Annotated in this window: 14 protein-coding genes and 1 riboswitch; of the genes, 3 read left to right on the top strand and 11 right to left on the bottom strand. The window is 69.3% G+C overall.

Annotation, left to right across the window (positions count from 1 at the left end; all coding sequences use genetic code 11):
• Position 1 precedes the first annotated feature (1 nt).
• Complete coding sequence (locus EQ874_RS22475; protein WP_129978249.1) at positions 2-1,159, top strand: metallophosphoesterase; 1,158 nt, start codon at positions 2-4, stop codon at positions 1,157-1,159.
• A 134-nt stretch (positions 1,160-1,293) separates the two neighbouring features.
• On the opposite strand, the gene gcvP is transcribed toward EQ874_RS22475, so the two are convergent.
• From gcvP to EQ874_RS22530, 11 genes are all read right to left on the bottom strand, one after another.
• Positions 1,294-4,143, bottom strand: a complete 2,850-nt coding sequence (gene gcvP, locus EQ874_RS22480) for an aminomethyl-transferring glycine dehydrogenase (RefSeq protein WP_129978250.1) — start codon at positions 4,141-4,143, stop codon at positions 1,294-1,296.
• 159 nt (positions 4,144-4,302) lie between these two features.
• Positions 4,303-4,398, bottom strand: a riboswitch (glycine riboswitch).
• Positions 4,399-4,528: 130 nt separating this feature from the next.
• Positions 4,529-5,155 carry a MerR family transcriptional regulator gene (locus EQ874_RS22485; protein WP_016694271.1) on the bottom strand — a complete coding sequence of 209 codons (627 nt, stop codon included), beginning with the start codon at positions 5,153-5,155 and terminating at the stop codon, positions 4,529-4,531.
• 242 nt (positions 5,156-5,397) lie between these two features.
• Positions 5,398-5,871: a bifunctional nuclease family protein gene (locus tag EQ874_RS22490; RefSeq protein WP_064065454.1), complete on the bottom strand. Its 474-nt coding sequence runs from the start codon at positions 5,869-5,871 to the stop codon at positions 5,398-5,400.
• A 148-nt stretch (positions 5,872-6,019) separates the two neighbouring features.
• Complete coding sequence (locus EQ874_RS22495; RefSeq protein WP_016694269.1) at positions 6,020-6,757, bottom strand: MerR family transcriptional regulator; 738 nt, start codon at positions 6,755-6,757, stop codon at positions 6,020-6,022.
• Positions 6,757-7,218, bottom strand: coding sequence for a glycogen accumulation regulator GarA (gene garA, locus EQ874_RS22500; RefSeq protein WP_006552746.1), 462 nt, complete (start codon positions 7,216-7,218; stop codon positions 6,757-6,759). The genes EQ874_RS22495 and garA overlap by 1 nt, the downstream gene beginning before the upstream one ends.
• A gap of 155 nt (positions 7,219-7,373) precedes the next feature.
• The gene (gene gcvH, locus EQ874_RS22505; protein WP_129978251.1) at positions 7,374-7,778 is read right to left on the bottom strand and encodes a glycine cleavage system protein GcvH; all 405 of its coding nucleotides are present in this window, start codon (positions 7,776-7,778) and stop codon (positions 7,374-7,376) included.
• A 42-nt stretch (positions 7,779-7,820) separates the two neighbouring features.
• The gene (locus EQ874_RS22510) at positions 7,821-8,582 is read right to left on the bottom strand and encodes a DUF881 domain-containing protein (protein ID WP_242496893.1); all 762 of its coding nucleotides are present in this window, start codon (positions 8,580-8,582) and stop codon (positions 7,821-7,823) included.
• 3 nt (positions 8,583-8,585) lie between these two features.
• Positions 8,586-8,945, bottom strand: a complete 360-nt coding sequence (locus tag EQ874_RS22515; protein ID WP_016934925.1) for a DUF1290 domain-containing protein — start codon at positions 8,943-8,945, stop codon at positions 8,586-8,588.
• Positions 8,942-9,805: a DUF881 domain-containing protein gene (locus EQ874_RS22520; RefSeq protein ID WP_129978252.1), complete on the bottom strand. Its 864-nt coding sequence runs from the start codon at positions 9,803-9,805 to the stop codon at positions 8,942-8,944. The genes EQ874_RS22515 and EQ874_RS22520 overlap by 4 nt, the downstream gene beginning before the upstream one ends.
• A gap of 4 nt (positions 9,806-9,809) precedes the next feature.
• Positions 9,810-10,412, bottom strand: coding sequence for a CDP-alcohol phosphatidyltransferase family protein (locus tag EQ874_RS22525; protein ID WP_064065451.1), 603 nt, complete (start codon positions 10,410-10,412; stop codon positions 9,810-9,812).
• Positions 10,413-10,524: 112 nt separating this feature from the next.
• Complete coding sequence (locus EQ874_RS22530) at positions 10,525-11,142, bottom strand: CoA pyrophosphatase (protein ID WP_016935525.1); 618 nt, start codon at positions 11,140-11,142, stop codon at positions 10,525-10,527.
• A 197-nt stretch (positions 11,143-11,339) separates the two neighbouring features.
• Here EQ874_RS22530 and EQ874_RS22535 point away from each other — a divergent pair, with 197 nt between their 5' ends.
• Positions 11,340-12,368, top strand: a complete 1,029-nt coding sequence (locus EQ874_RS22535) for a phosphotransferase family protein (protein WP_129978253.1) — start codon at positions 11,340-11,342, stop codon at positions 12,366-12,368.
• 40 nt (positions 12,369-12,408) lie between these two features.
• Positions 12,409-12,804, top strand: a complete 396-nt coding sequence (locus EQ874_RS22540; RefSeq protein ID WP_064065449.1) for an MmcQ/YjbR family DNA-binding protein — start codon at positions 12,409-12,411, stop codon at positions 12,802-12,804.
• Positions 12,805-12,817 lie beyond the last annotated feature (13 nt).

Raw genomic sequence — 12,817 nt, forward strand, 5'->3', positions numbered from 1 at the left:
CGTGCTCCGCCTTCTCGTCGTGGGGGTCTTCCTTGCCCTCCTCACCTATCTGTTGCACCGACGACTCGTCCGGGCGCCCGGCCTGCCGCGTCCTGCCGCCCTCGCCGCCGACCTCGTCCTCGTCGTCATGTTCGTGCTCACGCTCGGCGCCGCCGAGGTGGGCACCGTGTTCGATCCCGCCTGGGCCCGCCCCGTCGGGTTCCTCGGCTGGAGCTGGCTGGCGGTGGTGCTGTACCTGATGCTCGGGCTCCTGCTCATCGGAGTCGGGCTGCTCGTCGCCCGCCTCGTCCGGCGCGGGCCATCCCGGCCGACCACCGACGACGGCACCGTCGAGACCCCACGACGGGGGCTGCGCATCGCGACCGCCGTGCTCGTCGTGGCCGCGGTCGCCGCCGTCGGATACGGCACGATCGAGGCCGACCGGCCGCGGATCGTCACCGTGCCCGTCGCCCTGCAGGACCTGCCCGCCGGCTTCGCCGGCGCCCGCATCGCGCTCGTCACCGACCTGCACGTCGGTCCCGCCCGCGGCGCCGACTTCGTGCAACGCGTCGTCGACCTCGTCGCCGAAGAACAACCCGACCTGATCGTGCTCGGCGGCGACCTCGCCGACGGCACCGTCGAACTCGTCGGCTCCGACCTCGAACCGCTCCGGCAGTTGCAGGCCCCGCTCGGGGTGTACGGCGTCAGCGGCAACCACGAGTACTACTCCGACGACGCCGAATCGTGGCTGAACCACTGGGAGACGCTCGGTGTACGCACCCTGCGCAACGACCATGTCGTCCTCGAGCGGGACGGCGACGTGGTCGCGCTCGCCGGCGTCCACGACTACACCGCCACCGAACCCCACCACCCCGACATGCCCGCCGCCCTCGACGGCATCGCGGACGGTACCCCGGTGATCCTCGCCGCCCACCAACCGCGGCACGTCGACGAGGCCCGCGAACTCGGAGTCGACCTGCAACTGTCCGGGCACACCCACGGCGGACAGATGTGGCCGCTGCGACCGTTCGTCTCCCTCGCCAACCCCACCGTCACCGGACTCGACCGCTTCGGCGACACGCAGATCTACACGTCCCAGGGCACCGGCGCGTGGGGACCCCCCGTGCGGGTGGGCACCCCACCGGAGATCTCCATCCTCGAGTTGGCTGCCGCGAACTGACCTCCCGCTCGTCTGGGCGGGGTGAGGTTTGCGCCTAGGGTGGTGAGATTCTGTATTTCTATGGTTTCCGTCCTGTCCGGAGTTATTCTTCTGATGAAGATGGCCGACGGACAGGTCCGTCGGCCATCCCGCCGTCAGCCGCTGTACGCCTCCAAGGGCGGGCACGAGCACACCAGGTTCCGGTCGCCGTGTGCGCCGTCGATCCGTCGCACCGCGGGCCAGACCTTGGCCCGGCTCTTCCCCATCGGGAACACCGCGATCTCCCGTGAGTACGGGTGATTCCACTCGCCCACCAGGCATTCCGCGGTGTGCGGAGCCCCGCGCAGCGGGTTGTCGTCCACCGGCCACTCCCCTGCCCCGACCCGGTCGATCTCACCGCGGATCGAGATCATCGCGTCGATGAAGGCGTCGAGTTCGGCGATGTCCTCGCTCTCGGTGGGTTCGACCATGAGCGTGCCGGCCACCGGGAAACTCATCGTCGGCGCGTGGAAGCCGTAGTCGGCCAGACGTTTCGCGACGTCGTCGACCGTCACCCCCGTCGCCTTCGTCAGCGGACGCAGATCGAGGATGCACTCGTGGGCGACCATGCCTGTCTCCCCCGTGTACAACACCGGGAAGTACTCGTCGAGACGACGCGCGATGTAGTTCGCCGACGCGATCGCCGTCAACGACGCGCGACGCAGTCCCTCGGCGCCCATCATCTTGATGTACGCCCAGGTGATCGGCAGGATCGACGCCGACCCGAAGGGCGCCGCCGAGACCGGCCCGGCTCCCCCGAGACCCGGCTCCGCCGGATGACCCGGCAGGTACGGAGCCAGATGCGCCCGGACCCCGATCGGCCCGACGCCCGGTCCTCCGCCACCGTGCGGGATGCAGAACGTCTTGTGCAGGTTCAGGTGGCTCACATCGCCACCGAACTTGCCCGGCCGGGCCAGACCCACGAGAGCGTTGAGGTTGGCGCCGTCGATGTACACCTGGCCGCCGGCGTCGTGCACGGCACCGCAGATGTCGGCGATGTCGTGCTCGTAGACACCGTGCGTCGACGGATAGGTGATCATGATCGCGGCCAGACGTGCCCCGTGGTCGGTGATCTTGGCGCGCAGGTCGTCGAGATCGACGTCGCCGTTCGGCCGGCACGCGACGACCTCGACGCGCATACCCGCCATCACGGCGGACGCGGCGTTGGTGCCGTGCGCGCTCGACGGGATCAGGCAGATGTCCCGATCGGTGTCGCCGCGGTCGAGGTGATAGTGGCGGATCGCGAGCAGACCCGCGTACTCGCCCTGGCTGCCGGCGTTGGGTTGCAGGCTCACGGCGTCGTATCCCGTCACCGCGGCGAGCCAGCCTTCGAGGTCGGCGATGAGGCGGCGGATCCCCGCCGTCTGATCCGCCGGAGCGAAGGGGTGCAGACCCGCGAACTCGGGCCAGGTGATGGCCTCCATCTCGGCGGCGGCGTTGAGCTTCATCGTGCACGAGCCGAGCGGGATCATCGTGCGGTCCAGGGCGAGGTCCTTGTCGGACAGGCGCCGCAGGTACCGCATCATCGCGGTCTCGGTGCGGTAGCGGGTGAACGCCTCGTGCTGCAGGAACTCGCTCGTGCGGGCCAAGGTCTCCGGCAGCGCCGTTCCCTCGACGGCCTCACCGGCGGTGACGCCGAAGGCATCCAGGACCGCGTCGACATGCGCGGCGGTGGTGGCCTCGTCGCACGAGATCGACACGTGATCGTCGTCGACGCGGTACAGGTTGATACCGGCCTCGCGTGCGGCGACGAGCACGGCAGCGGCGCGTCCCGGAACGCGCACGAGGACGGTGTCGAAGAACTCGGCGTGGACGACCTCGACGCCGCCGGCGCGCAGACCGTCGGCCAGGTGGCGGGCGTGCTTGGCGACGCGGCGGGCGATGCCGGTGAGGCCTTCGGCACCGTGGTACGAGGCGTACATGGCCGCGAGCACGGCGAGGAGCACCTGGGCGGTGCAGATGTTGCTGGTGGCCTTCTCGCGGCGGATGTGCTGCTCACGGGTCTGCAACGCGAGGCGGTAGGCCGGGTTGCCGTCCGCGTCCACCGAGACACCGACGAGGCGACCGGGAAGGGTGCGGGTGTGGGCGCTGCCGACGGCGAGGTAGCCGGCATGCGGCCCACCGAAGCCCATCGGCACACCGAACCGCTGGGTGGTGCCGAAGCACGCGTCGGCACCCTGCTCGCCGGGCGGGGTGACAAGGGTCATGGCCAGCAGGTCGGCACCGACGGCGACGAGCGCGCCGCGGTCGTGGGCGGCCGCGATGATCGGAGCGGCGTCGATGATACGTCCCGAGGCGCCGGGCACCTGCAGGATCACGCCGAAGAACTCCCCGTCGGGCAGTCCGTCGGCGAGGTCGACGGTGACGATCTCGATGCCGAGCGGTTCGGCGCGGGTCGCCAGCACCGCGGCGGTCTGCGCGAACAGATCGACGTCGACCACGAGACGGGGGCTCTTGGACTTACGGTTCGCGCGGCGCAGCAGGGTCATCGCCTCGGCGGCCGCGGTGGCCTCGTCCAGCATGGACGAGTTGGCCACCTCCATGCCGGTCAGGTCGGCGACCATGGTCTGGAAGTTCAGCAGCGCCTCGAGGCGTCCCTGACTGATCTCCGGCTGGTAGGGGGTGTAGGCGGTGTACCAGGCGGGGTTCTCGATGATGTTGCGCAGCAGCACGGGCGGCGTGAGCGTGTCGTAGTAGCCGTGACCGATCATCGATGTCGCCACGGTGTTCCGCGACGCGAGCGCCTTCAGTTCGGCGAGCACCTCGTGCTCGGAGCGGGGCGCGTCGAGCACGTCGAGTCCGGTCGGCACGGTGCCGACGCGGTCGTCGAGGATGGCTGCCGGCACCGCGGCGGTGGCGAGGGCGTCGAGGGAATCGACTCCGACGACGTCGAGGATCCGGTTCAGGCCGGCGGTGTCAGGGCCGATGTGGCGATCGGCGAAGTTCGAGGTGACGGCATCTGTCATCGCAGCTCCCGGGCTGGTCGGCGAGGTCCACGTGCGCGGTCGCGCGAAGTGGTTCCTCCCCCTCTGTCGTGAGCTCGCGAGCGAGCGCCTGAGAGATTCGGCCGGCCAGAGCCTTTCCCCGTGGGCGGGCGGGTGCTCCCGCCGCTTTCCAGAGACGTCGGAGCTCACGCGGTCCCGGTTGCCTGAGAGATTGACGGGGAGGTGCTGCTCCTTCGGCGCCCGGCTCGGTGTCCGGGTCTCTCCCGCGTGATGGCGACGCGTCTTCGAGTCTAGTTCACGTCGCGGGGGTCGAAATACCGCAGGTGCGGAAAGCGCCGCGGGCCGGGGAGATGGACCGGCAGAGATGTCGGCGGCATCGTCGGCCGATGCGACATCAGAGGTGTGGTCAGCCGATGCGGCGGTTGATGCGCTCGCGGCGACGCGACGCCAGTTCGTCCTCGGGGCGTTCCTCGACGCCGCCGCCGTCGGCGCGTTCGGCGGGGAAATCGGCGATGCTGCCGGTGAGCTCGCGCATCGCGCCGCTCACTGCGATCCCGAAGACGCCCTGCCCGCCCTGCAGTAAATCGACGACCTCTTCCGGCGACGTGCATTCGTAGACGGTGGTGCCGTCCGAGAAGAGGGTGATCTTCGCGAGATCGCCCACACCGCGGCTGCGGAGGTGATCGACGGCTACGCGGATATTCTGCAGCGAGACGCCGGTGTCGAGCAGGCGCTTGACGATCTTGAGGACGAGGATGTCCTTGAACGAATACAGCCGTTGGCTACCGGATCCGGCGGCCCCACGGATGGACGGAACCACCAGATTGGTGCGGGCCCAGTAGTCGAGCTGGCGGTAGCTGATTCCCGCGATCTGGCAGGCGATGGGCACACGGTAACCGACGAGTTCGTCGGGCACCGAGTTGTCCGGAAACAGACCCGGCTGGATCTCGTCGGTCTCGTTCGTCCGCGGCGCCGGATTCGAGCGATCGCCGGAATCGACGCCGAGTGGCTGTCCCTTCGTCCGATCTCGCACTACTGACTCCCTCTCGCGCGCCCAGTTCTGCCTCGCAACGATCGACTGGCGGATTCCCCCCGACCACATCCGATCATCGAGCGCTCCCAGGCTCACCGAGTCATCCCTGGCGGATCAACTCAGCGTACGCTCCGGTGTTGGGCGCTGGGCTGCAACACGCCGACCGGAAGGCAACGTTCGACACTACTACCGCTACGGCCGACGCGCGCGCCAACGCTCGTCGCCGTACGGACGGACGGCGCTCAGCCGTCCGTCGCCTTGAAGTCGTCGGGCGAGACGGAGTCGAGGAACTCCTTGAACTTCTCGACCTCGTCCTCCCGCTCGTCCGGCATGACCAGTCCTGCTTCGGTGAGCACCTGCTCCTCGACGTGGACCGACGCGCCGATGCGCAAGGCTACAGCCACCCCGTCGGAAGGCCGGCAGGACACGCGCATCCCTCCGTCGAAGACCAGATCCGCGTAGAACGTCCCCTCGCGCAGGTCGACGATGCGCACTTCGCGCAAGTTGTGGCCGAAGGCCTCGAGGAGGTTCTTGATCAGATCGTGGGTCAGCGGCCGCGCCGGCTCGACACCCTGCTGTTCGAGGGCGATGGCGGTCGCTTCGTTCTGACCGATCCAGATCGGCAGGTACCGATCGCCGTCGACCTCCCGCAGCAGGAGGACAGGCTGGTTCTGCGGCTGTTCGATACGAATCCCTACTATCCGCATCTCGCTCATCGCGATGCCTCCGTCCTGCTGCTCGTCGGTGGTGGACCACCCGACAGGTACTGCCTGGAATTCTAGTGTCCTCCAGCGCATCCGTCAGGTGCCGTAGGTCACGACCCGACGGAGGGCCGCGGTCGCGATCGGCGACGAGTTCGTCGCCTCAACGGTCGAGTGCCCCCTGCACCGCCGCCTTCACCAGGCAGGTGTGCAAAGTCAGCGACAGTGCGGCCAGTTCGCGCACCATCTCCTCGGCGCGCTGCCGTGCCCCGGCGTCGCGGCCCTTGGCGATCGGGCCGGCGATCTGCGCGACGAGCGCGGCCTCGCGGTCGGCGGCGAGTTTGAACGCCCGCAGGTGCCGGACCTCGAGGCCGAACTCCGCCATCGCCTTCGCCGTGCGGGCGAGCAGCACCGCGTCCTCGTCGAAGAATCCGGCCGGCCCCGGCTTGACGAGGCCCGCACCCACGAGTTCGGTGAGGAAGGCCGCGTCGATGCCTGCACGAGTGCACAGGTCGTCGCGGCTCACCCGGATCTCGCGGTCGGTGCGGAGATCCTCGGGTGAGACCTCGCCGCGCGCAACCGCCAGCGGGCGCGGCCGGGTGATCCGGGTTTCGACCGATCCCACCGTGGCGGCACCCCGGTCGATCGCCTCGAGCTGCTCCTTGATCACCTTGAGCGGCAGGTACTGATCGCGTTGCGCGGTGAGCACGTACCGCAGACGCTCGCAGTCGGCGATCGAGAAGCGCCGGTAGCCCGAGGGAGTACGTTCCGGGCTGATCAATCCCTCGGCTTCGAGGAACCGGATCTTCGAGATCGTCACGTCCGGGAACTCCGGACGCAGGCGGTCGAGCACCGACCCGATCGACATCCCGGCCGGCGCCGGCTGGCGGGCCGCGGTCATCAGCTACCTGCGCCCTGGTTACCTCGCGGACCGGTCAGGAACACCAGCCGGAACTTGCCGATCTGCACCTCGTCGCCGTTCGCGAGGACGGCGGAGTCGACCGGCTCGCGGTTGACGTAGGTGCCGTTGAGGCTTCCCACGTCGACGACCTGGAATTCGCCTTCGTCCTGACGGAACTCGGCGTGCCGACGACTGACGGTCACGTCGTCGAGGAAGATGTCGCTGTCGGGATGCCGGCCCGCCGACGTGGTCGGCTGGTCGAGCAGGAAGCGCGATCCTGCATTGGGCCCCCGCTTGACCACCAGCAGCGCCGATCCGGCGGGCAGGCCCTCGACACCCGAGACGGGCGCTTCGGTGGTGGCCGAGCCTGCACCTTCCACTTCGTTCAGGAAGTCGGCGCGAAATACCGAAGTGGTCTCTGCAGGAGTCTCCTCGTAGCCCGCGTTGCCGTTCTCGCTCACCGTTTCTCCTTATCCGTTCGACCACCCGGGTGATCCCGGGCGGTCGCTGATTCGTTCGCCCCGTACAGGTCCGACACGGCACACGCCATATCCGACCGTACCCCGCGTGGGGGTACTGCCGCAGACAGTCGCGGTCACGTTACCTGTCCGGTCTGTCAGCCTTCCGTGATCCCGCGGTAACCATCCGCGTCGACCGTCTGCTCGAGGGCCTCGTCGAGTTCGCTCTCGCTGCCGACCTCCACGTCGACGAGCCAACCGTCCTCGTACGGGCTGCTGTTCACCAGTTCGGGATTCGCGTCGAGTTCCGTGTTGACGGCGAGGACTTTCGCGGTCAACGGCGCGAAGACGTCCGACACGCTCTTGGTGGACTCCACCTCTCCGAAGGACTCGCCGGAGACGATCTCGGATCCGGCATCGGGCAGCTGGACGAAGACCACGTCGCCGAGTTGGGACTGCGCGTAGTCGGTGATCCCGATCCGCACGGTCGTCGCGCCCGTCCTGCGCACCCATTCGTGCTCGGGGGTGTACCGCAGATCATCGGGTGTCGCGAAATCGGTCAAGACTGGTCCTTTCGGAGACGACGTTCGACCGGAACGTCGGATTCAGTTACCGGGCTGAGAGTATTGGCGTGGTTCGATCTCCCGCAAGGCGGACACGTCCACCTGCGGAAACTGTTTCACGGACAATGATCCGCCCGCACGGGCGACCGTGTCGACCACTCCACCGGGAATGTTCAGGGCGGCGGCGAGCGTCGGGCCGTCCCCGATGGCGGTGACGGTGTACGGGGCGTCGAGCCTGCGGTCGTCCACGGTGATCTCGCCCCCCGGTCCGGTGACCCACGAATCGACACCGATGCGTACGGTCTCCCCGTTCGCTCCGGCGATCTGCATCGTGTCGGCACCCGCCGCGCGCAGCTCCTGGATCATGTCGAGCAGCACCTCCGAGCCGACTCCCTCGCGCGGATCGTCGACGGTGAGGACCACCCCGGGCCCGGTGGCGGGTGCGGTACCGAGCTGGACGGACAGCGTGTACAGGCGCGTGCGGGCCTCCTCGAGTGCGGCTTCCGAGCCTTCCCGCTCCAGACTCGAGAGGGTGCGCTCGAGTTCGGTGATCTCCTGGCGGAGAGCGGCTTCGCGGCGGTTGAGGTTGTCGAGCAACACCAGCAGGTCGGCGGGGCGTGCCGAGTCGAGGGCGTCGCCGGTGTCGGTGGTGCGCACCTGCGTGGCGATGCCGGCGCCGAGCAGGACGACGAGAATCCCGGCGAGGACGAGGAAGACGCGGTGCGATCGGGTGGCGCGGTCGGCGACGGGTCCCGGCGCGGTCGCGTCGCCGGTGCCGGTGTCGGGCTGCTGCGGTTCTGTCATGGTTCAGGCTCCGAACAGGCGCCGGCGCAAGGCAGCCGCGTTTCCGAAGATGCGGATGCCGAGGACCACGATGACCGCCGTCGAGAGCTGGGCGCCCACCCCGAGCTGGTCGCCGAGCCACACGATCAGCGCCGCGACGAGGACGTTGAAGACGAACGACACCACGAACACCTTCGCGTCGAAGATGTCGTCGAGATAGGCGCGCAGGCCGCCGAAGACCGTGTCGAGCGCGGCGACCACCGCGATGGGCAGATAGGGCTGCACGACGTCGGGTACCTGTGGGCTGAATACGATTCCGGCGCCGATCCCGATCGCCAGTGCGAGCACCGCGTAGAGCGCGTGACCGTGTTCGAGCCGCTTCACCTGTACCCCGTTTCTCCGCTGCTGCCGAGTTTCCGGACCGTGGCGGCCGGAAGCTCGAGATCGTCCGCCTCGGTGACGGCGAATCCCACCCCGTAGAGCTGCTGGATGCCCGCGATGCGCAGGTAGGCGTCGCTGACGACGAAGGACGTCTGCAGCCGGGACGGGGGCCCCACCGCCGAGACCGTGTACGGGGAGAATACGGGCCGGTTGTCGACGAGCATCGCTCCCCCGGCCTGGCGGATGGTCACGCCGGGGCCCACCCGCACGCCGCCGACCTCGACGGCCTCCGCACCGGCGGCCCAGAGCGCGTTGACGACCGACTGCAGGTCGCGGTCGAGGACGAGCGCGGTGGGCCGGTCCTCGAGTCGCGCCGCGTCCGAGAGGTTCGGGCGCGCGGCGGGTTCGGTGAGGGTGACGGTCATCCCGGGTCCGCGTACAGGTGTCGCGGCGGCCGCGGTCTCGGCGTCCCGGAGTTCGTCGAGGATGCTCGCGCCGTCACCGCCGTCGGCGAACAGCGCGGTACGTCGTTCGTCGATCGCGGCGCCGAGTTCGTCCCGCCGCGCGGTCAGGGCGGCGATCCGATCGTCCCCCGCCCGGAGGGAGTCGAGGATCTCGGCGTGGGTGCTGTCGGTGCCGGCCTCCACGTCGGCGTTCTGGGCGTACGCGACGCCGAGGACGAGGCCGGCGAGGAGGACACCGGCGCCGAGCCACGCGCGGGAGGCCCGCGGCGTGGTGTGGGAGCGGCCCGCCGCCCGGTCGGCGGCGGACGCGGCGTAACCGGGGTCGAGATGATCCTCGAGAAGCGACTTCAGCAGCGAGGGCACCGGATTGCGCCGGATGCGTTCCCACGCGCGGCTCATCGGATCACCTCCCGACCGGCACGTTCCGTGCCGTCACGACGGCCTGCGCGAGGTACAACAGACCGGTCCACACGTACAGCACGGTCCCCCAGATCAGGGCGGCCCAGCCGAGCGGGCCGGTGACCGGTTCCGAGGCCGGCACGGCGACGGCGCCGAGCATGAGCGGCAACGCGCACATGAGCAGGAAGGTGGCGCCTTTGCCGAGATAGAGCACCTCCGGTGGAGGCAGTTCCCGGCGCCGGTAAACGGCGAGCGTCGGGGCGAGGACGAGTTCGCGGCCGACGAGGACCACCGCGATCCACCACGGCACGATGTCGCGTGCCACGAGGGCGACGAGGGTGGCCACGATGTAGAGGCGGTCGACGGCGGGATCGAGGAGTGCGCCGAGGCGGGAGGTCTGGTCGAGGAGTCGGGCGAGTTTGCCGTCGGCCCAGTCGGTGATGCTGCTGGCGGCCAGCAGGATCAGCGCCCAGACGTCGGCGTGGGCGACGAGAACCAGGTAGAGGAAGACGGGGACACCCAGGAGCCTGATGAAGCTGAGGACGTTCGGCACGGTGAGGATGCGGTCCGCTCCGCGCGCGTCGGCGGTTCCGGTCGCATCGGTCATGGCGGGGCCGCTCCGTGTTCTCGTGAGATCGTTCTCGTGGTGCCCCTCCGGAGTTCCGGTTCGGGTGCGGAGTCCAGCCTTCCACAGCCGCGCGGCCGGAGATCCCCGGGTGTCAGCGCCAGGCGAAGACCGGCTGCTCGAGGTCGTCGATCCGGGTGGCCCGCCGGCGGAGGACGACTTCGCGGAACTGGTAGACCACGGCGGCGGTCGGTGCGTGCACGAGGTGCCCGCGGAACGGCCACTGGATCACCGGCTTGTCGGATTCGGGGATGCCGACGAAGCGCGGGTCGACATCGAGTTCGTCGGCGGTCACGGCGAAGAGCACGTCGACCTCGTCGGGGCTCGGCTTCAGATCGGTCACGGCCGTGCGCGCCCACACGACGAACGGCGACATCACATAGCCGGATCGGGTGACGTAGTCGTCGAGTCGGCCGAGGACGGCGTCGGAGCCGAGGTCGAGTCCGAGTTCCTCGTGCAGTTCGCGAAGGGCTGCCTGCTCCGGTTCCTCCCCTTCGTCCAGACGGCCGCCCGGCAGGGCGAACTGGCCGGGATGGGCTCGCAGGCGCGTCGGCCGCCGTGTGAGGGGCATGACAGGGTTGCCGTTCCCGTCGTCGAGCACCGCCACGACGACGGCTGCGTGCCGGCGACCGTCCAGCGGCAGACGGCGCGAGTCGAACGCGTCCAGCGCGTCGCGGACGTTGTCTCGGTCGAGGGGGTGCGCAGCGGGCATGGATCGACAGTAGTTCGTCTCGTCCGTGCCGGCGGGTAGGCGTACGTCGTAGTTGCTGTCGGGGGTGTTGCCCTCAGGTCGAGGGATATTCTGAATATCAATCGTTTCCGTATGACCCGGATTGTCCGCCTCGTGAGAGTTCTCCGGACAGGAATCCGCACCCGCCGTCATAGTGGGAGCCGACGGAAAGGAGCTCGATGAACGACGTGCCCGCCGGCCTCGACCTCGATGCGCTCGACGCCCACCTGCAGACCTCCGCCCCCGAGCTGTTCTCCGGGCCCCTCCGCGCTCGCCTGATCAGTGGCGGGCGATCGAACCTCACCTACGAGGTGACCGACGGCGAGCGGCGGCTCGTGCTGCGCCGTCCCCCGCTCGGACACGTCCTCGCCACCGCCCACGACATGGCCCGCGAGTACCGGGTCATCTCCGCGCTCGACGGCACCGCGGTACCGGTCCCCCGCACCTACCTCCTGTGCGAGGACGATGCGGTGCTCGGCGCGCCGTTCTACCTCATGGATCTCGTCGTGGGAACGCCCTATCGCACCGCCGAGCAACTCGCCCCCCTCGGCGCCGCGCGCACCCGGGTCATCTCCGAGCGGATGGTCGACACCCTCGCGACCCTGCACGCGGTGGACCCGGCCACCGTGGGACTCGAGGACTTCGGTCGCCCGCGCGGCTTCCTCGAGCGGCAGGTGCGCCGTTGGACCACCCAACTCGAGAACTCGCACAGCCGGGACCTGGCCGGCGCCGAGGAGCTGCACCGGCTGCTCGTCGACAACCTGCCGGGCGACGGCGAGGTCGGCATCGTGCACGGCGACTACCGGCTCGACAACATCCTCGTCGGCGACGACGACGAGGTGGTCGCGGTGCTGGACTGGGAGATGGCCACCCTGGGTGATCCGCTCACCGACGTGGCATTGCTGCTGGTCTACCAGCGGCTGGCGCGGGAGAACCCGGAGTTCCCCGTCTCGACGGTCTCTCGCGCACCGGGTTTCCTCGGCGACGACGACCTGCTCGCCCGGTACGAGGCGGCCGGTGGACGGGACCTGTCGGACATGGCATTCCATCTCGCCCTCGCCTACTACAAGCTCGCCGTGATCCTCGAGGGTATCTACTTCCGGTTCCGTCAGGGAAAGACCGTCGGCGACGGTTTCGAGGAACTCGGTCGTGGCGTCGAGCCGCTGCTGCGCGCCGGCATCGATGCGCTGAAGAGTCGGGCGAGTTGATCTCGGCACCGTTGTCGTAGTCGCTCGGTACGCTCCGCCCATGCCGCATCCGGTGATGTTCGACGAAACGGATCCGCTACTCGCCCGTGTGCGCGCGATCGCGCTGGCCTTTCCCGGCGCCTCCGAGAAGATTTCGCACGGTCGTCCGTTCTTCTCCACCCGGACGGCCTTCGCGGTCTACGGAGGGGCCGAGAAGAGTACCCGCGCACCGTTTCCCCGCTCCGTCGTCGTCAAGCCCGACGAGGAGGAGCGTCGCGCGTTGCTCGAGGAGCCGCACATCTACCTGCCGATGTACTTCGGGCCGTCCGGGTGGGTCGGGTACGACCTCGCCCGTCCGGAGGTGGACTGGGGCGAGGTCGCCGAACTGCTCGACATGTCCTACCGGGAGACCGCGCCGCCGCGGCTGGTGCGCGAGCTCGACGCCCGCCCCGGCTGACGGCCACCGAGCC

The sequence above is a fragment of the Rhodococcus sp. Q1 genome (assembly GCF_004153645.1).
Taxonomy (GTDB): domain Bacteria; phylum Actinomycetota; class Actinomycetes; order Mycobacteriales; family Mycobacteriaceae; genus Rhodococcus; species Rhodococcus gordoniae.